The 24,068-nt window shown below is 64.4% G+C and carries 23 protein-coding genes; 18 read left to right on the top strand and 5 right to left on the bottom strand.

The window, feature by feature from the left end; genetic code table 11:
- The first annotated feature begins 30 nt into the window (after positions 1-30).
- Positions 31-1,416, top strand: a complete 1,386-nt coding sequence (locus QM590_RS07035) for a cystathionine beta-synthase (RefSeq protein ID WP_121870491.1) — start codon at positions 31-33, stop codon at positions 1,414-1,416.
- Positions 1,417-1,469: 53 nt separating this feature from the next.
- Here QM590_RS07035 and QM590_RS07040 read toward each other — a convergent pair whose 3' ends face one another.
- Entirely contained in the window at positions 1,470-2,642 is a 1,173-nt protein-coding gene (locus QM590_RS07040) for an acyl-CoA dehydrogenase family protein (RefSeq protein WP_269594338.1), read from the bottom strand.
- An 81-nt stretch (positions 2,643-2,723) separates the two neighbouring features.
- On the opposite strand from QM590_RS07040, the gene QM590_RS07045 reads away from it, so the two are divergent.
- The 11 genes from QM590_RS07045 (at position 2,724) to QM590_RS07095 (ending at position 16,051) form a co-directional block, all read left to right on the top strand.
- Positions 2,724-3,896: a cystathionine gamma-synthase gene (locus QM590_RS07045; protein ID WP_269594339.1), complete on the top strand. Its 1,173-nt coding sequence runs from the start codon at positions 2,724-2,726 to the stop codon at positions 3,894-3,896.
- A complete protein-coding gene (locus QM590_RS07050; RefSeq protein WP_269594340.1) occupies positions 3,893-4,669 on the top strand; it encodes a glutamate racemase in 777 nt (258 codons plus the stop codon). The genes QM590_RS07045 and QM590_RS07050 overlap by 4 nt, the downstream gene beginning before the upstream one ends.
- A 122-nt stretch (positions 4,670-4,791) precedes the next feature.
- Positions 4,792-5,976: an MFS transporter gene (locus QM590_RS07055; protein WP_269594341.1), complete on the top strand. Its 1,185-nt coding sequence runs from the start codon at positions 4,792-4,794 to the stop codon at positions 5,974-5,976.
- 197 nt (positions 5,977-6,173) lie between these two features.
- On the top strand, positions 6,174-7,445 hold the full coding sequence (gene mdo / locus QM590_RS07060) for an NDMA-dependent methanol dehydrogenase (protein WP_269594342.1): 1,272 nt from the start codon (positions 6,174-6,176) through the stop codon (positions 7,443-7,445).
- Positions 7,446-7,518: 73 nt separating this feature from the next.
- On the top strand, positions 7,519-8,556 hold the full coding sequence (locus QM590_RS07065) for a MadB family AAA-type ATPase (RefSeq protein WP_149405306.1): 1,038 nt from the start codon (positions 7,519-7,521) through the stop codon (positions 8,554-8,556).
- On the top strand, positions 8,553-10,070 hold the full coding sequence (gene madC, locus QM590_RS07070; protein ID WP_269594343.1) for a MadC family VWA domain-containing protein: 1,518 nt from the start codon (positions 8,553-8,555) through the stop codon (positions 10,068-10,070). Before QM590_RS07065 ends, madC begins: the two co-directional genes overlap by 4 nt.
- Positions 10,071-10,255: 185 nt before the next feature.
- Positions 10,256-11,443, top strand: a complete 1,188-nt coding sequence (locus QM590_RS07075) for an iron-containing alcohol dehydrogenase (RefSeq protein ID WP_269594451.1) — start codon at positions 10,256-10,258, stop codon at positions 11,441-11,443.
- A complete protein-coding gene (locus QM590_RS07080) occupies positions 11,440-12,795 on the top strand; it encodes a MadS family sensor histidine kinase (protein WP_068051604.1) in 1,356 nt (451 codons plus the stop codon). The genes QM590_RS07075 and QM590_RS07080 overlap by 4 nt, the downstream gene beginning before the upstream one ends.
- A gap of 23 nt (positions 12,796-12,818) precedes the next feature.
- A complete protein-coding gene (locus tag QM590_RS07085; protein ID WP_032405004.1) occupies positions 12,819-13,472 on the top strand; it encodes a MadR family response regulator transcription factor in 654 nt (217 codons plus the stop codon).
- 363 nt (positions 13,473-13,835) lie between these two features.
- Positions 13,836-14,636, top strand: coding sequence for a helix-turn-helix domain-containing protein (locus QM590_RS07090; RefSeq protein WP_269594453.1), 801 nt, complete (start codon positions 13,836-13,838; stop codon positions 14,634-14,636).
- 149 nt (positions 14,637-14,785) lie between these two features.
- The gene (locus QM590_RS07095; protein ID WP_269594344.1) at positions 14,786-16,051 is read left to right on the top strand and encodes an acyl-CoA dehydrogenase family protein; all 1,266 of its coding nucleotides are present in this window, start codon (positions 14,786-14,788) and stop codon (positions 16,049-16,051) included.
- 81 nt (positions 16,052-16,132) lie between these two features.
- Here the strand turns inward: QM590_RS07095 and mftM are convergent, their stop codons facing one another.
- Positions 16,133-16,960, bottom strand: coding sequence for a mycofactocin oligosaccharide methyltransferase MftM (gene mftM / locus QM590_RS07100; protein ID WP_269594345.1), 828 nt, complete (start codon positions 16,958-16,960; stop codon positions 16,133-16,135).
- Between the two features lie 312 nt (positions 16,961-17,272).
- Positions 17,273-17,992 carry a TetR/AcrR family transcriptional regulator gene (locus tag QM590_RS07105; protein ID WP_269594346.1) on the bottom strand — a complete coding sequence of 240 codons (720 nt, stop codon included), beginning with the start codon at positions 17,990-17,992 and terminating at the stop codon, positions 17,273-17,275.
- Positions 17,993-18,041: 49 nt separating this feature from the next.
- Here QM590_RS07105 and QM590_RS07110 point away from each other — a divergent pair, with 49 nt between their 5' ends.
- Positions 18,042-18,683, top strand: coding sequence for a TetR/AcrR family transcriptional regulator (locus tag QM590_RS07110; RefSeq protein WP_269594347.1), 642 nt, complete (start codon positions 18,042-18,044; stop codon positions 18,681-18,683).
- A 56-nt stretch (positions 18,684-18,739) separates the two neighbouring features.
- On the opposite strand, the gene mftR is transcribed toward QM590_RS07110, so the two are convergent.
- Entirely contained in the window at positions 18,740-19,393 is a 654-nt protein-coding gene (gene mftR / locus QM590_RS07115; RefSeq protein ID WP_269594348.1) for a mycofactocin system transcriptional regulator MftR, read from the bottom strand.
- A 105-nt stretch (positions 19,394-19,498) separates the two neighbouring features.
- On the opposite strand from mftR, the gene mftA reads away from it, so the two are divergent.
- Genes mftA through mftD (QM590_RS07140) form a run of 5 tightly spaced genes read left to right on the top strand, consistent with a single transcriptional unit; the run spans position 19,499 to position 23,537 of the window.
- A complete protein-coding gene (mftA, locus tag QM590_RS07120) occupies positions 19,499-19,612 on the top strand; it encodes a mycofactocin precursor MftA (RefSeq protein ID WP_094639111.1) in 114 nt (37 codons plus the stop codon).
- A 2-nt stretch (positions 19,613-19,614) separates the two neighbouring features.
- Positions 19,615-19,908 carry a mycofactocin biosynthesis chaperone MftB gene (mftB, locus tag QM590_RS07125; protein ID WP_068051521.1) on the top strand — a complete coding sequence of 98 codons (294 nt, stop codon included), beginning with the start codon at positions 19,615-19,617 and terminating at the stop codon, positions 19,906-19,908.
- A 34-nt stretch (positions 19,909-19,942) separates the two neighbouring features.
- Entirely contained in the window at positions 19,943-21,175 is a 1,233-nt protein-coding gene (gene mftC, locus QM590_RS07130; protein ID WP_037188381.1) for a mycofactocin radical SAM maturase, read from the top strand.
- The gene (gene mftD, locus QM590_RS07135) at positions 21,175-22,353 is read left to right on the top strand and encodes a pre-mycofactocin synthase MftD (RefSeq protein WP_269594349.1); all 1,179 of its coding nucleotides are present in this window, start codon (positions 21,175-21,177) and stop codon (positions 22,351-22,353) included. The genes mftC and mftD (QM590_RS07135) overlap by 1 nt, the downstream gene beginning before the upstream one ends.
- Positions 22,350-23,537: a pre-mycofactocin synthase MftD gene (mftD, locus tag QM590_RS07140; RefSeq protein ID WP_269594454.1), complete on the top strand. Its 1,188-nt coding sequence runs from the start codon at positions 22,350-22,352 to the stop codon at positions 23,535-23,537. Before mftD (QM590_RS07135) ends, mftD (QM590_RS07140) begins: the two co-directional genes overlap by 4 nt.
- A gap of 81 nt (positions 23,538-23,618) precedes the next feature.
- Here the strand turns inward: mftD (QM590_RS07140) and QM590_RS07145 are convergent, their stop codons facing one another.
- Positions 23,619-23,945: a LuxR C-terminal-related transcriptional regulator gene (locus QM590_RS07145; protein WP_269594350.1), complete on the bottom strand. Its 327-nt coding sequence runs from the start codon at positions 23,943-23,945 to the stop codon at positions 23,619-23,621.
- Positions 23,946-24,068 lie beyond the last annotated feature (123 nt).

Here is a 24,068-nt window from a genome sequence, read left to right on the forward strand (position 1 = left end):
TGAAATAGGTGCATCTGGGAAGATGGAGCAATGCGCATCGCACAGCACATCACCGAACTCATCGGCAACACCCCGTTGGTGAAGTTGTCCACCGTCGTCGGCGACGGTGCAGGCACTGTCGCGGCCAAGATCGAGTACCTCAACCCGGGTGGTTCGTCCAAGGATCGCATCGCGGTGAAGATGATCGACGCGGCCGAGGCAGCAGGGGAACTGAAGCCCGGCGGCACCATCGTCGAGCCCACGTCCGGCAACACCGGCGTCGGTCTCGCCCTGGTCGCTCAGCAGCGTGGCTACAAGTGCGTGTTCGTGTGCCCCGACAAGGTCGGCGAGGACAAGCGCAACGTGCTGCGCGCCTACGGAGCCGAGGTCGTCGTCTGCCCCACGGCTGTCGCACCCGACGACCCCAACAGCTACTACAGCGTCTCCGATCGACTCGTCCGCGAGATCGACGGAGCCTGGAAGCCCAACCAGTACTCCAACCCGGCCGGCCCGGCCAGCCACTACGAGACCACCGGTCCGGAGATCTGGGCCGACACCGACGGCAAGATCACGCACTTCGTCGCAGGCGTCGGTACCGGCGGAACCATCTCCGGCACCGGCAAGTACCTCAAGGAGGTCTCCGGCGGCAAGGTCAAGGTCATCGGCGTCGACCCCGAGGGCTCGGTCTACTCCGGCGGAACCGGGCGTCCGTACCTCGTCGAAGGTGTCGGCGAGGATTTCTGGCCGACCGCCTACGACCCGTCCATCCCGGACGAGATCATCGCCGTCTCCGACAACGACTCGTTCGACATGACTCGGCGTCTCGCTCGCGAGGAAGGCCTGTTGGTCGGCGGTTCGTGCGGTATGGCCGCCGTCGCCGCGATCCAGGTCGCCGAGCGCGAAGGTCCCGACGCCCTCGTCGTCGTACTGCTGCCCGACGGCGGCCGCGGCTACCTGGCCAAGATCTTCAACGACTCGTGGATGTCCTCGTACGGCTTCCTGCGTTCGCGTCTGGACGGCAAGACTCACGAGACCTCCGTCGGCGAGGTGCTGCGCGGAAAGTCCGGCGCATTGCCGGATCTGGTGCACACTCACCCGTCGGAAACCGTGCGCGACGCCATCGAAATCCTGCGCGAGTACGGCGTCTCGCAGATGCCGGTCGTCGGTGCCGAGCCTCCCGTCATGGCAGGCGAGGTTGCCGGCAGCGTCACCGAACGCGATCTGCTCAGCGCCGTCTTCGAAGGTCGCGCCGCGTTGGCAGACCCGGTCGCGAAGCACATGAGCGAGCCGTTCCCACTGATCGGTGCCGGCGAAACCGTCTCCGACGCCACCAAGGCACTCGGCGAGTCCGATGCGCTGATGGTCGTCGAAGAAGGCAAGCCCGTCGGCGTCATCACTCGCCACGACCTGCTCGGATTCCTCAGCAAGGGTGCCTAGCGGCAGTGGTGCGGTTGAGCGCCCCAGGGGGCACTCAACCGCACCACTGCGCGTCAGCGCACTGCGCTGGTTCCGGTCAGTGCCTGGCCGATCACGAGTTGGTGGACCTCGGATGTGCCCTCGTAGGTGAGGACGGATTCGAGGTTGTTGGCATGACGGAGCACCGGGTATTCCAGCGTGATTCCGTTGGCCCCCAATATCGTTCGGCATTCACGAGCGATCTTGATGGCCTCGCGCACGTTGTTGAGCTTGCCCAGTGACACTCGCTCGCCCGGCAGTTCGCCCTTGTCCTTGAGTCGGCCCAGATGCAGTGCGAGCAGCTGGCCCTTGCCGAGCTCCAGGGCCATATTCGCGAGCTTGGCTTGAGTGAGCTGGTACCCGGCGAGGGGCTTGTCGAACACCGCGCGGCTCTGCGAGTACTCGATCGCCGATTCGATGCAGTCCCGCGCCGCGCCCATCGCACCGAAGACGATGCCGAAGCGCGCCTCATTGAGACAACTCAGAGGTCCGCGCAGACCGCTGGCCTCGGGCAGCATCGCGTCGGCAGGCAGTCGGACGTCGTCGAACACCAATTCGCCGGTGATCGAGGCACGCAGCGACAGCTTCTTCTTCACGGTGTTGGCGGTGAATCCCGGTGTATCGGTGGGAACGACGAATCCGCGGATCTTGTCGTCGGTCTGAGCCCACACGACGGCGACGTCGGCCACGGGTCCGTTGGTGATCCACATCTTGCTGCCGTTGAGGATCCAGTCGTCGCCGTCGCGCTTCGCACGGGTGAGCATGCCGCCGGGGTTCGATCCGTAATCGGCCTCGGTGAGCCCGAAGCAGCCGATCAGCGATCCCTCGGCCATTCCCGGAAGCCACTGCTGCTTCTGCTCCTCGGAGCCGTACTTCCAGATGGCGAACATCGCGAGCGAGCCCTGCACCGAGACGAGCGATCGAATACCGGAGTCGATCGCTTCGAGCTCGAGGCAGGCCAGGCCGTACGCCGTCGCGGACGTTCCGGCGCAGCCGTAGCCCTCGAGGTGCATGCCCAACAGGCCCAGCGAGCCCAGCTCCTTGGCCAGCTCGCGCGCCGGCACCGTGCCCTCGTCGAACCAATCGGCGACGTGCGGGCGGATGCGCTCGTTACCGAACTTGCGGACGGTGTCCCGGATCTGACGTTCCTCGTCGTCGAGGAGTGAATCGATCGCGAACAGTTCGTCGACGCTCTGGGAGTTGGCCACGGTGCCTCTTTCCGCTGGGGGTTGTCTTCGCAGGTTACCCACGCCCCCGCGCGGCGACGCAGGCCGATTAGGGTGGAGGCCATGAGTGAGCAGCGCAGCAAGGCCGACAACACCTCCTGGCAGGGCTTTTCCACGAAGGCAGTGCATGCCGGATACGAGCCGGATCCGCTGACCGGTGCGGTGAACGTGCCGATCTACGCCAGCTCCACCTTCGCTCAGGACGGCGTCGGCGGCATGCGCAGTGGATTCGAGTACGCGCGCACCGGCAATCCGACGCGTCGGCCGCTCGAGGCCAATCTCGCGGCCATCGAGTCCGGCACCTACGGTCGCGCGTTCTCCTCCGGCATGGCGGCCACTGACTGCCTGTTGCGCTCGGCGCTGCGTCCCGGTGATCACCTCGTCATCCCCAACGACGCGTACGGCGGCACGTACCGATTGATCGACAAGGTCTTCACCCAGTGGGGCATCGAGTACTCGGTGGCTGCAGTGTCGGACGTCGACGAGGTGCGCGTGGCGATGCGTCCGAACACCAAGCTCGTCTGGGTCGAGACGCCCACCAACCCACTGCTCAACGTCGGAGACATCGAGGCATTGTCGGGCGTTGCGCACGAGGGTGGGGCCAAGCTCGTCGTCGACAACACCTTCGCGTCGCCGTATCTGCAGCAGCCTCTGAGCCTCGGTGCCGACGTGGTGCTGCACTCGACGACCAAGTACATCGGCGGACACTCCGATGTCGTCGGCGGCGCTCTGGTGACCGACAGCGAGGAACTGGACACGGCCTTCGCGTTCCTGCAGAACGGCGCGGGTGGCGTTCCCGGACCGTTCGACGCGTTCCTGACCTTGCGCGGCATCAAGACTCTCGCGCTGCGGATGGAGCGACACAGCGACAATGCCGAGAAGATCGTCGAATTCCTCGACGGGCATCCGGCCATCTCGCAGGTCATCTACCCCGGACTCGAATCTCACCCGTCTCATGCTGTCGCCGCCAAGCAGATGCGACGGTTCGGCGGGATGGTCTCCGTTCGTCTGGCCGGTGGCAAGCAGGCTGCGCTGGACTTCTGCGCGAAGACCGAGATCTTCACGCTCGCCGAGTCTCTGGGCGGCGTCGAATCGTTGATCGAACATCCCGGTGCGATGACCCACGCCTCGACGGCCGGTTCGTTGCTCGAGGTGCCCGACGATCTGGTGCGTCTGTCGGTCGGTATCGAGGACGGCGCCGATCTGGTCGGTGACGTCGAGCAAGCGCTGGCATGATCGTCGCACTGATCGACTCGGGCCTCGGGATGCTCCCGACGGCTGCGCGGCTACGACAAGCGCGCCCCGAGCTCGATCTGGTGCTGATGATGGACCCCGACAACGCTCCGTGGGGTCCGAAGCCGGATGCGTGGGTCATCGACCGGGTGGTCGGTACCGCTCGGCATGCCGTCGAACTCGGTGCCGAGGTGGTCGTGCTTCCGTGCAACACCGCCAGTGTGACGGCATTGAGCCAGGTACGGGCTGCGCTCGGTGACACGATTCCGGTGGTGGGTACCGTTCCGGCGATAAAACCCGCTGCAGCAGTGAGCGATCGGATAGCGATCTGGGCGACGGCGGCCACGACCGCAAGCGCCTATCAGGGGCGTTTGATCGAGCAATTCGCCTCGCACCGAACGGTGACGAGTGTGGCGTGCCACGGACTGGCGGACTCGATCGACCGAGGTGACGAACGGGGGATCGGTGCCGCCATCACCGCGGCCGTGGCCGCGACACCCGCGGACGTCGAATCGATCGTGCTGGGCTGCACGCACTACCCGCTGGTGTTGGACCGGATCGTCTCGCAGCTGCCGGGCGACGTCACGATGTTCGACAGCGCCGAGGCGGTGGCCAACCAGACGGTGCGACGCGTCGACGAAGTCGGTTCGAGCGGTTCGGGCACCGGCCGTGTCTCGGTGTGGTTGAGCGGAATCGAGGGCGACTTGCCCGCGAGCGCGCAGCGGTACCGCGAAGGAAAACTGGTGCGGGGCGACGCACGAGCCGAGCAACACTGACCGTCGGGGAATGCCGGGCGCTCCCGAGCGTTGTCCTTCACTGAGCTAACGGTTACTGCGGTGAAGGGAAACACATGGTCGGCGTGGGCACTCGGACTCCAGTGGAACGGACGGCGGTGCGCATGCCGCATCGGTACGCGTTCTGGGTCGTCGGCGTCGCCTTCCTGGTCTTGATGGCCTCGGCGTCGGCACCGTCACCGCTGTACCCGGTGTACCAACAGGCCTGGGGATTCAGCGCTCTCACCCTCACGGTCATCTTTGCCGTCTATGCGGTCGCGTTGCTGTCGACGTTGCTCACCGTAGGTAGTCTGTCGGACCACATCGGGCGCAAACCCATTCTGATCGCTTCACTGATTCTCCTTGCCGTCAGCTTGATGCTGTTCATCGTCGCCGACAGCGTCCCGGTACTCCTCGCGGCTCGCGTCGTGCAGGGAATTGCTGCGGGTGCGGCCACCGGTGCGCTGAGCGCAGCCGTCATCGACCTGCAGCCCGACGCGTCCACCGGACCGTTGCTCAACAGTGTCGCGCCCTCTCTCGGCCTGGCAAGCGGCGCGCTCGGGGCCGGATTGCTGGTCCAATTGGCTCCTGCGCCCGACATCTTGGTGTTCGCGTTGCTGATCGGCGCGGCACTGATCCTCGCGGTGGCACTGCTGTTCGTCCCCGAGACCTCGGCACTGCGTGGCTTCGATTCCCGCCGTCACCTCGCCTCGACCCTGTTGCCGAGGATGTCGATCCCCACGGCGGTGCGGGCACCGTTCCTGCTCATCGCTCCCGCTCTGTTCGCGACCTGGTCGCTCGGCGGGTTTCATCTCTCGCTCGGGCCGTCGATCATCGGCACGGTGTTCGACGTGGACAACCACATAGTGGGCGGGTTGGAGATTTTCGCGATGTTCGCCTCGGGCGCGGTGGCAGCTGCAGTGGTACGCAACGGGTTTCCCCGCACCGTGATGATGATCGGGGCGACGGTGTTGGCGGCAGGTGTCGCGCTCTCCCTGGCGTCGGTGCAGATCGAGTCGATCGTGCTGTACTTCGTCGGGGCTGTCATCGCCGGATCGGGCTGGGGAGCAACATTCCTCGGTTCGATGCGCACGCTCGGCGCGCTGGTCCCCGCAGCGGAGCGAGGTGGGGTGTTCGCCACGACGTTCGTCATCAGCTACCTCGCGTTCAGCCTGCCCGCCGTGGTCGCCGGGCTGGCCGTGCATCGCCTCGGCCTGAGCACGACGGTGCAAGTGTACGGAGGGTTCGTCATCACGCTCGCGCTGATCTCGGTTCTCGGATTCTCTCTGGCGCAGCGGCGAGATCGATAGTGCACCAAAGCTTGTGAGTTCTCCTCTGCCGAGGGTGAGCGAGTACTCCTACCCGATCGGGTAGTTCGGTCGAGTCGTTGGCAGGGTTCCCGCCTCGAGGTGTTCCCACGCGGTACCGGGCAGGGGAGTGTGGTCATCAGTGAGACGCCGATCACAGAGGAAGGCGTCTTGTACTCACACTCACCGAGGAGACACCGATGGTCATCGAGCTCAACCAGATCTGGGAATTCCCCATCAAGGAGTTTCACCCGCTGCCGCGCGCCAAGCTGGGAGTCGGCGCCCACGACATGATCGGTGTCGAGGCCAAGGAACTCGGATTCAAGCGCTCGCTGCTGGTCACGACCGGTCTGCGCGGATCGGGCATCATCGAGGAACTGATCGGCAAGATCGAGTACCAGGGCGTCGAGGTGGTCCTCTACGACAAGGTCGAGTCCAACCCCAAGGACTACAACGTCATGGACGGTGCCGCGCTGTACCAGAAGGAGAAGTGCGACAGCGTCATCTCCGTCGGTGGTGGCTCGAGCCACGATGCGGCCAAGGGCATCCGCGTCGTCGTCGCCCACGACGGCCGCAACATCAACGAGTTCGAGGGATTCTCCAAGTCGACCAACAAGCAGAACCCGCCGCACATCGCCGTATCGACCACTGCCGGAACGGGTTCGGAGACATCCTGGGCCTACGTCATCACCGACACCTCGGACATGGAGAAGCCGCACAAGTGGCTCGCCTTCGACGAGGCGTCGACACCGACGCTGGCACTGGACGACCCGCTGCTCTACTACACCTGCCCCCAGCAGTGGACCGCGTTCTGCGGCTTCGACGTCCTCGCCCACGGCGCAGAGCCGTACGTCTCGCGGCTGGACTTCGCGCCGTCGCTGGGCAATGCGATCTACTCGATCGGGCTGGTCTCCAAGCATCTTCGTGAAGCTGTGTACGACCCGGGCAACCTGAAGGCTCGCGAGGGCATGATGAACGCCCAGTACATCGCCACACAGGCCTTCAACTCCGGTGGACTCGGCGTCATCCACTCGATCTCGCACGCGATCAGCGCTTTCTACGACAGCGCGCACGGCCTCAACAACGCCATCGCTCTACCGCGCGTGTGGGAGTACAACCTGCCCTCGCGTTACGAGCGCTACGCCGAGATCGCCGTGGCCATGGGCGTGGACACGAAGAACATGACCACCGTTCAGGCTGCCGACGCGGCAGTCGAGGCGGCCATCAGGCTCGCCAAGGACGTCGGAATTCCGGACAATTTCGGATCGATCCGTTCGGCGACGTACGACAAGAACCGGATGAACACCGGCAAGTACGCCGGCAAGGGCGACGTGATCAAGGGCGACGAGAAGTCGGTACTGAAGATCTCCGAGCACATCCAGGAAGACTGGTGCACCCCGGGCAACCCCCGTGAGGTGACCGTCCAGTCGATGCTCCCCGTCGTCTCGCACGCGATCAACGAGTCGTACTGATGCTTCGCAGTGGTGCGGTTGTGTGCCCCGGGCGGCGCACAAGCGCACCACTGCGCCGCCTGAAAGGAAGCACATGACCTCGCTGTCGACAGTGCGTAGCGACGACACCGGCACCGTTCGATTCACCGACGCCGCCGATCTGCAGCGCGCGCTCGGAGAGCAGGACTACATCGCGGACGACGATCTCGCCACCGTGGTGCATCTGGCGACAGCACTCGATCGCCCACTGCTGCTCGAAGGCCCCGCGGGAGTGGGCAAGACCGAGCTGGCGAAGTCCCTGGCCGCGGCGAGCGGACGCAAGCTGGTGCGCCTGCAGTGCTACGAGGGTCTCGACGACAATCGGGCCCTCTACGAGTGGGACTACGCCAAGCAACTTCTGCACGTGCAGATGCTGCGCGAGCACATCGGTGCACTCACCCAGCACGTCACCGACATCGACGACGCCTCGAAGATGCTCGCCGCCAAAGATTTCGGCCTCTACTCCGAGCCCTTCCTCGCCGTGCGGCCCCTGTTGGAATCGGTGCTCTCCGAGGAGCCGGTGGTGCTCCTGGTCGACGAGGTCGATCGCACCGAGGAATCGATGGAGGCCTTGCTGCTCGAGGTACTTGCCGAGAAACAGGTGACGATCCCCGAGGTCGGTACGTTCACCGCGCGCAGCGATCCGTGGGTAATACTGACCTCCAACGACACTCGTGAGCTGTCGTCGGCCCTCAAACGTCGCTGTCTGCATTTCCATCTCGATTATCCGACCGCGGCGCGTGAGCGCGAGATCGTCACTGCTCGTGCCCCCGAGGTGCCCGCGCACATCGTGTCCGAGATCGTGGAGCTGGCAACGGAATTGCGTGAGCTACCGCTCCGCAAGAGCCCGTCGATCTCGGAAGTGATCGATGCGGCTCGTATCGCCTCGGTCCTCGGTCACACCGAAGACACCCGCAAGTACCTGCTCGCGGCCCTGGTGAAGTACTCGTCGGACATGAAGATCGCGCTGGCCGGACCGGTCGCAGAAACACCCTCTGCAGCAACATCACTCGGAACGGTCGTCAACACGACCGCGTCGGCCTTCAGAGGGCACGGTGGACGCGACAAGGGTGGCATCGGAATACGACGATGACCGTGGCACAAACGTTCTCGGCATCGGTGGTGCTCGATGTGCTGGCTGCGGTGTTCGGGCGCACGCTCAGGCACTTCGGAGTAGCTGCGTCGCCGGCAGAGGTCATCGAGGTACGACGCGTCCTCGGACTTCTCGGGGCACGTGACCTGGCGGTGTTGCGCGCGGCCTTGCGTGCGACGTGCGCCAAGTACGACCACGAACAGCACGGTTTCGATCTGGCCTTCGAGTCGATGTTCAGGGCACTCGTCGAGAGCGCCACGGACGAGCATCGTTCGCCACTGGGAGCGCAGGTAGCAGGCGGATTGCCGACGGACCTGGACGTCGGCGCAGACCAGGAAGCGGCCAAATACGCCGAATACAACGAGCGTGCGGTCGAAATCGGTGATCTGCTCGACGCCCCGGAAGCGGACAAGGGCTTCAACCCGCACAAGGACGACGACGACATCAGTCTCTCGTCCGAGGACCACGATCTGTCGATCGACACCGACGGCGACATGGGTCGACGGGGTGTCACCTACACCGTCGACCTGGAGCGGTCCGGGTCGACGGCGGCCGGGGAGTTGGCGTCGAGCACCAGCGGAGCTGTTGCGGGACAGCTGAACTGGGAGGATCCGGCGAGCATCCTGGCGTGGTTCGATGCTTACGATCCGAGTAGCGTCTACGGTGACGGGGGTGATTCCGGTCCACTGAGCGCTGCGATGCTCGACCGCATCACCGATGCCGTCGAGGCTTTCGTCGCGGCGCTGGGGGATGTGACGGGGACGATGTCGTCACCGGTGCCGGTCGACGGCGCGGCGCAGGCGATCGGCCGGCATGCCGAGATCGAGCGCGCGAGTCACGAAGTGCTCAAACACATGCGGGGCACTCCTCGCCCACGACCACGGGAGCATTCACGCGGACCGCTCGACATGCGGCGCACCGTCCGGTCCAGTCTGCGTACCGACGGCATCCCGTTCCGTCTGGTGACGAAAACCCCTGTGCCGGGTAAGGTTCGGTTGCTGGTACTGGCGGATGTGTCGTTGTCGGTCAGGCCCATCACCGCGTTCACCCTGAGGCTTGCGCAAGCCATGCATGCGCGCGCACACCGATGCACGGTGATGGGGTTCGTCGACGCACCGGTCGATGTGACGACCACCTTGCTCGGCAGTACCGGCGACGGTGCACTGGCCGCGGTGCTCGCGGACGCGCGGCTGGACCTCGAAGCGAGCAGCGATTACGGCAGAACCTTCACCGATCTGTTGCAGTCACACCCAGAAGTCCTGGACAAGCGCACCGCGGTCATCATCGTCGGTGACGGCCGGTGCAACGGACGCCCGGCTGGCCTGGAGGCCCTGGACGAGATCCGGTCGAAGGTGCACCGCATCGCGTGGATCACCCCCGAAGCTCGTCGTTACTGGTCGCAGGCAGCGTGCTCGATGGAGGACTACGAGCGAATTTGCGACCGGGTCGTTGTCGCGCGGGATGGCGAACAGTTGACCTCGCAGGCGGCCGAACTGGGCCATGCGCTGTCCTGACCTGACCGATCGTGCCGCCTACCTACCCGATCGGGCAGGTAGGAACCTGGCCCGGTGCTGGTGGGATCGGACCAGCCGTGCTCGTAAGGTTGTAACCTGAATCACAGGTCCGAGAGTTCTGGGATCGATGGACAGCGAGGGTGTGAACGGTGGACCAGGCAGCTACGGCGGACGTCGGCAAGGCGCTGCACGACCTCGATGCGCAGCGCAGCCGAGCCGAGACGCCACGAGTTCTCAAATTCCACGCACCCGAGATCGTGTTCGGTCCGGATTCGCTGGGCGAGGTCGCGCACGCGACATGTCGTCTCGGTGGGGTCCGGCCGATGCTCGTCACGGACTCGGGGTTGATCGAGAGCGGCTGGGCCGGGCAGCTGGTCGACCTACTCGTTGCCCAGGGCCTCGACCCCCAGGTCTGGAGCGCGCTCACGCCCAATCCCAAGGACGTCGAAATCGAGGCCGGGCACGGCTACTACGCAGAGAACGGTTGCGACGTGCTGGTGGCGATCGGCGGTGGGTCGGTCATGGATGCGGCCAAGGGGATCGCCATCCTCGCGGGCAACGGCGGCAGAATCCTCGACTACGAGGGCGTCGATCAGGCCACTCGGCCGATTCCCCCGCTGGTGATGGTGCCCACGACATCGGGCACCGGGGCCGACGTCTCGCAGTTCTGCATCGTCACCGACACGGCGCGCTCGACCAAGATCACCATCCTCGGCCGGGCACTCGTTCCCGATATCACCGTGATCGATCCGATGTTGCTCACAACGATGCCCGAATGGCTCAACGCGGCAACCGGTTTGGACGCTCTGACGCACGGAATCGAGGCATTCGTCTCGCTGGGTCACAACCAGCTCACCGACCACCATGCACTTCGGGCCATCACCATGGTGATGTCGCAGTTGGCGCGCACCATCGACGAGCCCACCGATATGGCCGCGCGTGGTTCGATGGCGCAGGCAAGTCTGGAAGCCGGTCTGGCGTTCACGAATGCGATTCTCGGTGCCACCCATGCCATGAGCCATCAGGTGGGAGGACTCCTCGACCTCCCGCACGGGGTGATCAACGGAGTGCTGCTGCCGCATGTCATTCGTTTCAACGCCGCGGAGGATCCGTTGCCCTACGTTGCCATCGCGACGAGCCTCGGATTGCCGGAAGGCAGAGCCAGGCCGGAGGAAGCCGCAATGGCTGTGGCGGAGCGTGTCGATCGCCTTGCACGTCAGGTCGGCGTTCCCACCGGTCTGGCACAGATCGGTGTCCGCGAGTCCGATCTGGATGTGTTGGCCACCAACGCTTTACATGATGCCTGCATGTCCACCAATCCTCGCTCCGCCACGCACCGCGAGATGGTCGATCTGTTCAGGAGTGCGCTGTGACGTCCGGACCCGACCTGTCGCTGCTGACGGGACTGCGTTCGGGCAAGAACACGTTCTACCCCCAATATCGCGGCGCGGCCGAACGTTTGGAGCGCGTCGTCTATGCGCTGGAGTTGATTTCACGGGCACTGGTTCGGACGGTCGACGGGCCCGAGACGCTGGTGTGCGCGGTCGCGGAAGCAGCTCGTGCCCATCTGAGCGCACGCTGGGTGGTCTTTGCTCTTGCCGATGGCGCTCTGCCGGATGCCGGTCCTCGTCGACTCGTGCTCGGACCGGACGCCACGCCGTTTCTGGTCGACAACGTCGAGGGGCCACCGTTGCCGGACGACGTCGTCGACTGCCTCGAGTCGATTCGACAGTCGACGTGCGGCGACGGGCAGACACCGGTGATCTCCGCTCATCACGCCTTCGTGCCGATCGCGTTCGACGGAGGCGTCGTGGGTGCTTTTGCGGCGTGGACCGGAGAGCAGCGGGTGCTGGACGCCACCGACGCGGCGGTGTTGAGCATTCTGGCCAGTCAAACGGCGGTGGCGCTGCAGAATTCGGCGCTCTTCCAGAGTCGACGGCAATTGCTCGAGCGAACCGAGAGTGCCTACGCCCAGGCGAACCGCACAGCGGCCGATCTCGCAGCCCGCAATGCCGAACTGTTGCTGACACAGCGGCAATTGGGTGCCGCGCACCGGCATCAGGTCCTCGACGACGAACGCCACCGCATCGCTCGCGAATTGCACGACAGCGTCACTCAGGCCGTGTTGTCCGCTGGTATGCAGATCGAAGTGTGTCGCAGCGAGATCTCGGCCGAAGAACGCAGCGACAGATTGGATCTTGCGAAGGATCTGACGCGTCGAGCTGTGGAACAACTGCGGTCGGCGATCTACGCGCTCAATCATCCGCAGGACGCGGATCGAACGTCGCTTCCCGAAATGCTCGAACAGCTTTCCGTGGTCCACATGCCCGACGAGTTGCAGGTCTCGTTGCGTGTGGAGGGAACCCCCGTCGAGCTGAGCAGCGAGTGTGAGCATGCATTGCTCCGTATCGCCGGCGAAGCATTGTTCAACACAGCGGTGCACGCGCACGCGTCGCGGGCGATTCTTCGGTTGACCTATTCGCTCGATCAGGTGCAGTTGTCGATCGCCGACGACGGCGACGGCGATCCGGCCCACCTGCGAATGATGCTGCACCTGGCCGAGTCCACCGATGTCGACGGCCGCCACCGCGGATTGGCGAACATGGCGGCCCGCACCCGTGAACACGGCGGGGTCTTCGAGATTCGCCGCGCCCGAACCGGGGGTGTGCGTGTGGCAGTGCGCATTCCCTTCCAGGAAAGATCCGAGAAGGGCGAAACACAGTGAGCGTTCCGACGGTTCGCACGGGCATGGGGCAGGTGGCGGCACCTACTGTCCGCATCGTCCTGGTCGACGATCATGCAATTCTGCGCGACGGGCTGCGTTCGGTGCTCGAGCGCGAGTCGGATCTGACGATCGTGGGGGAGGCGTCGACGCGGGAGGAGGGATTGGCCGTCGTCGCGCGGGTCGAGCCCGATATCGTGCTGATGGATCTCAAGCTCTCGGCCAGTTCGGATTACGAGGGCCTTGCCTTGTGCGCACAATTGGCCAAGGCGCACAACGGAATCGGATTACTGGTGCTCACAACTTTCCTCGACGACCGACTCGTGGTGGAGGCGGTGCACGCCGGTGCGCGCGGATACGTCGTCAAGGACGTCGATACCACCGAACTGGTGCGGGCGATACGTGCTGTCTCGCGAGGCGAGAGTGCCTTCGATTCGCGCAGTGCCTCGGCTGTCGTGCGATCACTCAACGGCACCCCGAGCAGCATCGAGCGGCTGACCGAGCGCGAACTCGAAGTACTCCGGCTGCTCGCGACGGGCCTGTCCAACAACATGATCGGGACCCGACTGTTCATCTCGGCGACGACAGTGAAATTTCACGTCAGCAACATCATGCGCAAGCTCGCAGTGTCTCGGCGAGCCGAGGCCGTGTACGCGGCGAGTAAGCAGGGGTTGATCTGAGCCACGCCCAAACATCCGAAGGTGCGGGGAAGCTCTCCGCGCCTAGCCCGCCGGTGTGAGAAGAGTGCACACATTTCGTAACGCAAATGCCTCGGATGGCTTACGCCCAGGGCTTACCGTGTGTGCACTCGAACCTAGCGCGGAGTGCATCATGACGTCGTATTGGACAACCCGGGGACTCGGCCCGGCCGATCAGATGAGCTATTGGCCGATGTTCTCTGCCAGGCATTCACGCCGCTGGCACCGTGGCGATCCCGGGACCACGTCGAACACAGTTCGTCACGTTCAGGACTCCCCGGATGGGTGCGCTCCGCGGCGATCGGAGGTGGCAACGCAGCGGAGATCGCTTCCTGCACACAGTGAATCGATCACGGAAAACGCGAGGTAGCCCGCGCGGACGAGGATGTCGTCTTCGTCAATCTGCAACTGGACGGGCACTGTACGACCACTCAGGACGGGCGGCAGTGCACGGTCTCCCGAGGTGAGTTCGCCATCGTCGACTCGACTCGCCCGTACCGGCTGGAGTTCGTCGAGCCCGGCAACGACGAACTGTGGCGAGTGCTGTCCTTCCGACTGCCGCGCCCTCTGCTGGCAGATGTGGTCGGCCCGTCGGCAGCGACGACTGCGCGGCGTTTCGCAAGCTCGTCGGGTTCTGCTCGGCTGCTCAGCTCGTTGATGGTGGAGACCTGGCGGACCGATTCCTCGCTGCAGACCGCCGAGCGGCAGATGATCGGAGCGGCCCATGTCGATCTGCTGCGTGCCGTACTGGGAGGGACACAACGGCGCACCGGATGCTCGTTGGAGACCGACGAAGCACTTCGGGTCTCCGTCGTTCGGTACATCGACTCCAGGCTTGCATTCGGCCGAGTTCCCGCCACCGATGCGGCCCGCCATGTCGGGGTATCTGTACGCACGCTCCATGCCCTCTTCGAGAGGACGGGAACCACGTTCGGTGCCGTGGTCCGTGAGCATCGCGTCGAAGCGTGTCGGCGTGAGCTTGCCGATTCTCGGGACAATCGATCGATCGGAACGATAGCGGCAGCCTGGGGATTCTCGGATTCCGCCCATCTGGCCAAGACCTTTCGATCACGCTTCGGATGCAGTCCGGTCGAATACCGCGCGTTGGTGCAGACAGGGGAAGTGCCGCAGTCGGCGCAGGGGTGAACTGTTTGTTCGACAATGCAGAACGGTACCGATGACGGCGCAGTCCGGTACAAGACCGGGATGCGTCGGGCCGTGAAACATGGTGGGTAGGGCAGCGTCGCCCGATTCCGTTCTTCACCCCCACCAGGACAGACATCGAGGAGTCTCACATGACCCTGAGTTTCGAGCTCAGCCCCGAGCAGATGGCAGTGCGCATGCAGGCGCGGCAAGTGGCAGACGACATTCTGAGCGAAGTAGCGCCCGCTATTTCCTCCATACCGCGCCCCGAGGATCGCTTCTACGCGCTGCAGCCGGTCTACAAGCAGCTGGCCGGTCTCGGCTTCGTGAAGGGACTGGTTCCCGACCAATACGGCGGCGCGTACTTCGACAATCTCACCTTCGCGCTCGCAGCCGAGGAACTCGCTCGGGTCGACATCAACGCTCCGACTGCGTTGCTGGGCACGGGATTGGGACTCAACCCGATCATCAATTTCGGTACCGAGGAGCAGAAGAACCGGTGGCTCCCGTTGTTCTGCGACGGCGAACCCCGATTGGCTGCGATCGCCTACACAGAGGTGACCGGCGGGGCCAATTACGACTCGGAGGACCCGACCGTCGGAATTCGGACCTTCGCGCGTCGCGAGGGCGACGAGTGGGTCATCAACGGTGCCAAGCACTACACCACCAATGCCTCGGGCTGGGACGGTCAGGGTGCCGACCTGATCAGTGTGGTCTGCCGTACCGATCCTGCACTGCCGCCGTTGGAGTCGCTCGCCGTCATCGTCGTGGAGAAGGGAACGCCCGGGGTCGAGATCACCGACATGATCGACACCATCGGACATCGCGCCACCAATTCGCCGCGGGTGGAATTTCGCGACGTGCGGGTGCCGGTCGGCAACATCGTCGGCAAGCCGGGCGACGGGTTGGACATCGTCGCCACCGCGTTCTCCTGGACCTGCTCGTCCATCGCTGCCGCGTGCGTGGGCAGGATGCGAGCTGCATTCGACTACTCTTTGCACTTCGCCAAGACCGACCACCGCTCCGGTCCGGTACCCGTCATCGAGTATCAGAACGCCGGCTACATGTTGGTGGACATCAAGACTCGCATCGAGGCGGTGCGCTACTTCGCGTGGAAGGCCGCCGACCATTTCGACCGCACCGGCGGACGGGATCGGGAATTGGCCAACGAAGCAAAGATCTTCGCATCCGAGACGGCCGTGCAGGTCGTGTACGACGCCATGCGTCTCGTCGGCGTCGATGCGTACACGAACCTGACACCGATCGCCGCGATCATGGAGGACGTCCTGTGTTTCCCGGTCTACGACGGCGGCAACATGGGGGTCCGACGGCGTAACGTCCACAATCTGCTCAAGGCAGACGGATTCGACTCACTCGGTGCAGCGGAGAATCGACTGTCGGTACCCGAGTACGCCTAGGTCGACGGACGCAGTGGTGTCAGGATCCATTGCGATCCTGACACCACGTCGGTATTGCGATGTGGTACTCCCAGCGGCCTGTCAGACCAGTTGGGGGGTCGAGGTCTTGTCGATCACGAGCCACCCACCGTGGTGCTCGAAGGTCCGAAATGCGCGGCCCGACGACCGACCGAGCTCGACCAGTGATGCCTCGTCGAATGTGCGGACGTGTCCGTGGCAGGCGGTGGTCTCGGTCTCGAAGGGCACGGCGACAACGACACGGGTGCGCGCGATGCGTAGCGCTTCTTCCACTATGCGGGAGCCGGTCTCGGCGTCGACGTGCTCGAGGAGATGCAGTGCAGTCACCGTGTCGGCACTGCCGTCGGCAACGGGAACATTCGCGGCGTCGCACACCACGGTGTCGAGCGTGACCCCGAGGTGTGGGGCCACGGTGGCGAGCAACCGCATGGTTCCGGCCGACAGGTCCGTCGCAGTCACCGAGTGGCCTTCCATCGCCAGCCGCAGTGGAAAGAAGCCGAAACACGAACCCAGGTCGAGCACCGACCCGACGATCAGGTTCTCCGCCCGTTCGTGGACAGGCGCGAAATCGGCGGTGCCCGAGAGCAGCTCGTCCAACGAATTGCGGTAATAGGTGGCCCATGCGTCGACCGGATCGGCGACCGTGGTGCGGACGATCCCGACCAACACCAACTCGAACTCGCGCTGCGAAAGACCTACATGGCGGGCGTGTGCGGTGACCATCGGAACCAGGCGCTCACCGATACCCGCAGACGTCAGGCCGTGGCAGACCTGCACGGTCGACCCTGTTCGGGCCGCGTCGAATTCCAGTCCGGGGAGGTGCCGAACCACCACGTTCTCGTGAGCCCAGACTCCATCCGGGCTCGGTGCGAGTGCATCCAACTCGGTCATCGAAAGCCATTCTGTTCGTCGGACTCTCGGCGAAGCCATCCCTTCGCACACCGTAGAGCGTTCCACACGACGGTGTGCGAACGGTCCGATCCAGAGCAGATCGGGCCGTTCGGAGGACGTGGACCCCACGCGCCGGACGGGCCACTGCCTACCCGGAAGGTCAGTTCGTGTCGACTCCCGAAACTCGGCGAACGCGTCACGATCCAAGGAGTGTCCACGAAAAAGACGCGATACGCATGAGGGAGGTCCACTCCGAGTTTCGACTGTTGTTTCGGTCGAGTTACTCGACGGTGGTGGACGTCCGTCGGAGCTTCAGCGACCCTCGATCATTTTCGCGCACACATCTGTGGTGGCCGACCGAAGACGCGCCACCGCGATGTGGGACAAGGGCCCGCCCTCGATCCGTAAGGGCTGGATGGCGATGGTCGTGGCGATCATCGTGCGTGCTCGCAGCGACCGAGCGGCGTGATGCGCCGCGGCCGACCGCTTGTCCGCCGGTGTCTCCGAGTCGGGGAAGTAGTCGAAGGCGCGGCGTACGTGCCTGTCCTCGTACTCTTTGGTCAGCAGGCGCGTCCCAGGGGTGGCACCGCCGGCCACCTGAAGAAACAGCATCCGGGCCGCATCGGGGTGTTCTGCCGTCCAGTCCCAGACGGCGTCGACGGCCTCCTTGAACGCGGCGGAATCGGCCTCGGTGTCGTCCGGTCGAACTGCCTGGGCTGCGGCGGTACTGGCATCCATCGCGTATCCGAGCGCGGTATCGAACAGCTCTTCCTTGCCGGCGAAATGGTAGTAGACCGCCGTCGGAACCATGCCCGCTGCTTCGGCGATCTCTTGAATGGACGTTTCCGCAAAACCTTTGCGGGAGAAGACACGCACCGCCGCCTGGACGATGAGGTGGCGGCGAGAGGGCCGGTGGGCAGATCCCTTGGGGGGCTGGGCATCGGGCTCGGACGCAATCGGAGCATCGACTGCAGCTCCGAGCGCGGAACTCTCGTCGACTTCGGACGTCGAGCTGCTGGTTCGTCGCGGCACAGCGTCCTCCTCGCCACCTGGGTCAGTGCATGGTGCCATGATCTCCGTCATGGCAGCAAAGGCAGTGAAGCCGAAATCGACGGTGACGCCCCCGGCGGACAAGGGGGCCAAGCGTGCGGCGCATCGGCCCTCGCGGCGCGAAGTAGTGGTCGAGGCCGCCATGCATCTGTATTCGGTCAGGTCCATCGAGGACGTCACCGTGGCCGATATCGCCGCGGAGGCTCAGATGACGTCGGCGGCCGTGTATTACCACTACCCGTCGAAGGACGAGGTTCTGCTCGCGGGTTTACGTTTGTTCGCGGATGGTCTCCTCGACGAACTTCGGGCAGAGATCGCGGCCGATCCGGACGCTGCTCTGGGTGACATCATTTCTTCGTTGCTCGAGTGGACGGATCAGCACCGTGCTGCCGCATTGGTGTACTTCACCCGATCGCCCGGTTGGAGTCTGTCCATCGAAACCCTGCGAAGAGAAGTGCGTTCGGTGATGTTGGCGCTGTTCTCGGCCGAACTGCGCACTCGAAGCGGTATCGCGTCCAAAGCGAAGCAGGGTGCCGCAGCTGTTGCGTTGACTACCCTGCTCGAAGTGGCAGCCTCGTCATGGCTCACCGAGGATGCGGTTCTGGCCGGTCTCGGCCGACGTCGGTTCTCCGAGGAAGTTCGGGAGCTGGCGGCCGACATCTCGAGCGTCTGACGAGGGGTCTCGCGGCACCGATTTCACGAAGTATCTTTGGAGTTTTTTCCCAGTGCTCACTCGATGCGCTCTCCGTCCAGTCGGCTCTCGGCAGTGCCGCCGGACGCTCGAAGCGGACCGACACCGGTGAAGAGAACCGACGCTCCTGCCGTCAGAAGCTCGGGAAGGCTGTTGTTCTCGTCGATCAGCCAATGCTCGTACGCCGAGATCGCCACCCCCAAGAGCATCCATCCGACGGTGCGCGGAAGATGGTCGCCGGGGTCGGAGTTCGTCCGAGCTGCCACGTATTCGGCGATGACCTGACGCCAGCCCTCGTACATCACCATCGAGTAGCTCTGCAGTGCTGGATTTCCCAGGATGAGTGCCATGCGCTGACGGTGAACGGCTGCTTCTTCCTCGGGGAATGTGTTGAACTGCAACAGGGCCGAGTGCAATCCGTCCGCGAGTCCGACGTTGCCGGGCAGGTCGTTCAGATGCGTCCTCAATGCCGTGAGTTGAGCGTCGAAATCGCCCCAGGGAACTGCGTTCTTGGACGGGAAGTAGCGAAAGAACGTGCGTCGAGCGATGCCCGCGGCATCGGCTATGTCGTCGACGCTGGTCTCCTCGAATCCCTTGGCGGCGAACAGTTCGATTCCGAGATCGCTCAGCTCGCCCCGCGTTGTGGACGGGCGCCTACCTGGCTGACTGGACGGTTTTGCGCTCCTGACCATTTTCTTCTTTCCATTCTCTGGTTTTCTGCACTCAGTGTCATTATGTTGGTGACCCAAGCCACTGTCGACTCCGATTGTGGTCCGAACAACCTCAGGAGGTTTCCGATGTCGAAGAACAACGAGAACGCTGTAGTCGATACGGCAGTCGTCGAATCCGATCTGGTCGAAGAGTCGTTGGTCGAGGAAGTATCCATCGACGGCATGTGCGGCGTGTACTGATCATGACCACTGCGGTGCGCGAGGACCTCGACGAGTTGGACCTGGATGTGCGGTGGATTCTGCATCCGCAGGTGGCGTTGCGGCCGGAGTCGTTCGGGGCGCTGCTCTACCACTTCGGAACTCGCAAGCTCTCGTTCCTGAAGAACCGCACGATCGTGGCGATCATCGAATCGCTGCCCGACCACCCGGATATGCGGTCGGCGATTGCGGCTGCGGGCATCACCGAGTCGCAGTCGGCGCCGTATGTGACGGCACTCGCGACGCTGGCCCGCTCGAACATGATCACTCGCCCGTAAAGCCCTGACCTATCGCAGAAGAGGACTTCCGCCCATGACCTCCACCCTCGAAAGACCAGCTCCGGTAGGAAAACTGGTCGATCAATTCGAACTCGGACTCGACGCCCCCATCTGTCTGACGTGGGAGTTGACCTACGCCTGCAACCTTTCCTGCGTGCACTGCCTGTCCTCGTCGGGTCGCCGTGACCCGCGCGAACTCAGTACCGAGCAGTGCAAGTCGATCATCGACGAGCTGCAGAAGATGCAGGTGTTCTACGTCAACATCGGTGGCGGTGAGCCGACGGTGCGGTCGGACTTCTGGGAGCTCGTCGACTATGCGACTGCGCATCAGGTGGGGGTGAAGTTCTCCACCAACGGGGTCAAGATCGACAAGAAGGTCGCGGCGCGTTTGGCTGCGTCGGATTACGTGGATGTGCAGATCTCCATCGACGGCGCTACGGCAGAGGTCAACGATGCGGTCCGCGGGCCGGGCTCGTTCGACATGGCCTGCCGGGCGTTGGAGAATCTGAAGGAGGCGGGCTTCCGGGACGCGAAGATCTCGGTGGTCGTCACCCGGCACAACGTTTCTCAGCTCGACGACTTCAAGGCCTTGGCCGACAAATACGCTGCGACACTACGCATCACGCGGCTTCGACCGTCGGGACGTGGCGCGGATGTCTGGGACGATCTGCATCCGACTGCGGGGCAGCAGCGAGAGCTCTACAACTGGCTCGTCGCGAACGGTGAGGGGGTGTTGACCGGTGATTCGTTCTTCCATCTGTCGGCATTCGGTGATGCTCTGCCCGGACTCAACCTGTGTGGTGCCGGGCGCGTGGTGTGTCTGATCGACCCGATCGGCGACGTGTACGCATGCCCCTTCGCCATCCACGAGAACTTCCTCGCCGGCAACATCGTGCGAGACGCCAAAGACGGCATGGGCGGGTTCCAATCCGTCTGGCAGACTTCCGAATTGTTCCAGGAGTTGAGGTCTCCGCAGACTTCGGGAGCATGCACCAAGTGTGCTCATTTCGATGCGTGCCGCGGTGGCTGCATGGCGGCGAAATTCTTCACTGGCCTGCCCATGGACGGTCCGGATCCCGAATGCGTCATCGGTAACGGCGAAATGGCGTTGGCGGCGGCGGGGGAGATCCCCAAGTCCAGCGTCGACCATTCCCGTACCGGGCAGCGCAAGACCCCACGAAAGTCGGTGCCGCTGACGCTGATGATGCGTCCCCCGGCGAAGATCTGCGACGAGAACCCGCTCGCAGGAATGGAACAGGAACACTGATGGCCAAGAGTGCGTGGTTCGAAACCGTTGCCGAAGCGCAGCGGCGAGCGAAGAAACGTCTACCGAAGTCCGTGTACGCCGCACTCGTGGCGGGGTCCGAACGCGGGTTGACGATCGACGACAACATGGCAGCATTCGGCGAACTGGGGTTCGCCCCGCACGTTGCCGGACTGTCCGACAAGCGGGACCTGTCGACGACGGTGATGGGGCAACCCCTGTCGTTCCCGGTGATGATCTCCCCGACGGGTGTCCAGGCGGTTCATCCCGACGGGGAGGTTGCTGTTGCGAGAGCTGCTGCAGCGCGGGGTATTCCGATCGGATTGTCCTCGTTCGCCAGCAAGTCCGTCGAGGAGGTCGCTGCGGCGAATCCGCAGACGTTCTTCCAGATGTACTGGGTGGGCTCGCGTGAGATCTTGCTGCAGCGGATGGAGCGGGCGCGCGCCGCGGGAGCCGTCGGATTGATCATGACCCTGGACTGGTCGTTCTCGAACGGCCGCGATTGGGGCAGCCCGTCGATTCCGGAGAAGATGGACCTCAAGGCAATGGTGCAGTTCGCCCCCGAGGGCATCATGCGACCGAAGTGGTTGTGGGAGTTCGCCAAGACCGGCAAGATTCCCGACCTGACGACCCCGAACCTGACGCCACCCACCGGCGGTCCTGCGCCGACGTTCTTCGGTGCGTACGGGGAATGGATGGGCACCCCGTTGCCGACGTGGGAGGACGTGGCGTGGCTGCGTGAGCAGTGGGGTGGGCCGTTCATGCTCAAGGGAGTGATGCGGGTCGATGACGCCAAACGAGCCGTCGACGCGGGCGTGACTGCTATTTCCGTCTCCAATCACGGCGGCAACAATCTCGACGGCACCCCGGCACCGATCCGGGCGTTGCCTGCGATCGCCGAAGCAGTCGGCGATCAGATCGAGATCACCCTCGACGGCGGAATCCGACGCGGCAGCGACGTGGTGAAGGCGCTGGCACTCGGTGCGCGTGCGGTGCTCATCGGGCGGGCGTACCTGTGGGGTCTGTCGGCCGGCGGTCAGGCCGGGGTGGAGAACGTGCTCGACATTCTGCGCGGCGGAGTCGATTCCGCCGTCCTCGGACTCGGACACACCTCGGTACACGATCTCTCGCCGTCGGATGTGGTGATGCCGCCCGGGTTCGACCGGAAGCTCGGCGTCTGAGCACCAGCGTGTGGTTCGAGACCGTTGCAGAAGCGCAGCGGCGAGCCCGGAAACGTCTACCGCCGTCGGTGTACTCGGCGCTGGTAGCAGGGTCCGAACAGGGGCTGACCAGTCGCGACAACACCGCCGCGTTCGCCGAACTCGGGTTCGCCCCACACGTGGCAGGGCTGTCGGACACCCGTGAGTTGTCGACAACACTGATGGGACAGTCTCTTTCGTTTCCCGTGATGATCTCCCCGACGGGTGTGCAGGCGGTACACCCGGACGGTGAGGTCGCCGTCGCCAGAGCTGCAGCGGCGCGGGGTATTTCGATGGGGTTGTCGCTGTTCGCGAGCAAACCGATCGAAGAGGTCGTGGCCGCGAACCCACGGACGTTCTTTCAGCTGCACTGGGCCGGTTCACGAGAGTTGTTGCTGCACATGATTCATCGTGCACGTGATGCCGGCGCGGTCGGGCTGATTCTGACGATGGACTGGTCGTTCTCGGAGGGCCGTGACTGGGGTAGCCCGGTGATTCCCGAACGCCTCGATCCGAGGGCGATGATCCGGTTCGCACCGGAAGCGCTGTGTCGGCCACGGTGGCTGACGCAGTGGGCGCGGTCGGGCGCGTTCCCTGATCTGACTGCCCCGAACCTCGCGCCGCCCGGTGGGCCTGCGCCGACGTTCTTCGCTGCGTACAGGGAGTGGAAATCCACCCCGCTGCCCACGTGGGACGACATCGCGTGGTTGCGCGAGCAGTGGGACGGGCCGTTCATGCTCAAGGGCATCTCGCGGGTCGACGACGCACTGCGGGCCGTGGACGCAGGCGTGACCGCAGTTTCGGTGTCCAATCACGGTGGCAACAATCTCGACGGTTCCCCGGCATCGATCAGGGTGCTTCCGTCCATCGCCGAGGCCGTGGGTGCTCAGGTCGAGATCACCCTCGACGGTGGTGTGCGTCGAGGAAGTGACGTCGCGAAGGCACTCGCGCTCGGTGCGCGGGCAGTGCTGATCGGACGCGCATACCTGTGGGGTCTGGCGGCGAACGGTCAGGCCGGAGTGGAGAACGTCCTCGACATCCTGCGCGGCGGCCTGGACTCCGCCGTACTCGGTCTCGGTCGCACGTCGGTCCACGAACTGTCACCGTCGGATCTCCTCGTGCCGCCTGACTTCACGCCGTCGAATCAGCTCCCCGGTCTGGGATAACCGACGCCGATCGGAGGCCGGGATCCAGAACCGAGGGGCCGATTCGACGTGGACGGCCGCCACAGGGAGAAGGATCGACAGTCACCATTCGGACAGGTGAGTGTGGCCGTCCTGTAATGCGCGAGCGAACAGGGCGGCCTTTGTCGGCGCGCTGCGTCCCACCGCCGCGTATTTCTGCCGGATGCGGGTGATGTGGGTGTTGATCGTGCCCACCGAGATGTAGACGGACCGAGCTGCGACCGTTTTCGAGTCGGAGGCGAACCAAGCGAGCATGACCTCGATCTCGCGGGCGCTCAACGCAGGCTTGCGGTGGCGAGCTTCGAGCGGTGTCGGGACTGCACCGGGTCCCCGCTGTGTCGGCCTTCGGAACGGGTGATGCACTGCCGATACCAGCGTTTGTTCGAGCACGAAAATTTCCCCCCTGGAGTGTCCACCTGCCCCGACCACACCGTCCATCGTCGACCGGACTTTGTCGCGGATCCAGCTGGACGAGCATGTCCGTACAAGGTCAATACGGACGGCCACGGACTC

It is taken from the genome of Rhodococcus sp. IEGM 1372 (genome assembly GCF_030056835.1).
Lineage (GTDB): Bacteria > Actinomycetota > Actinomycetes > Mycobacteriales > Mycobacteriaceae > Rhodococcoides.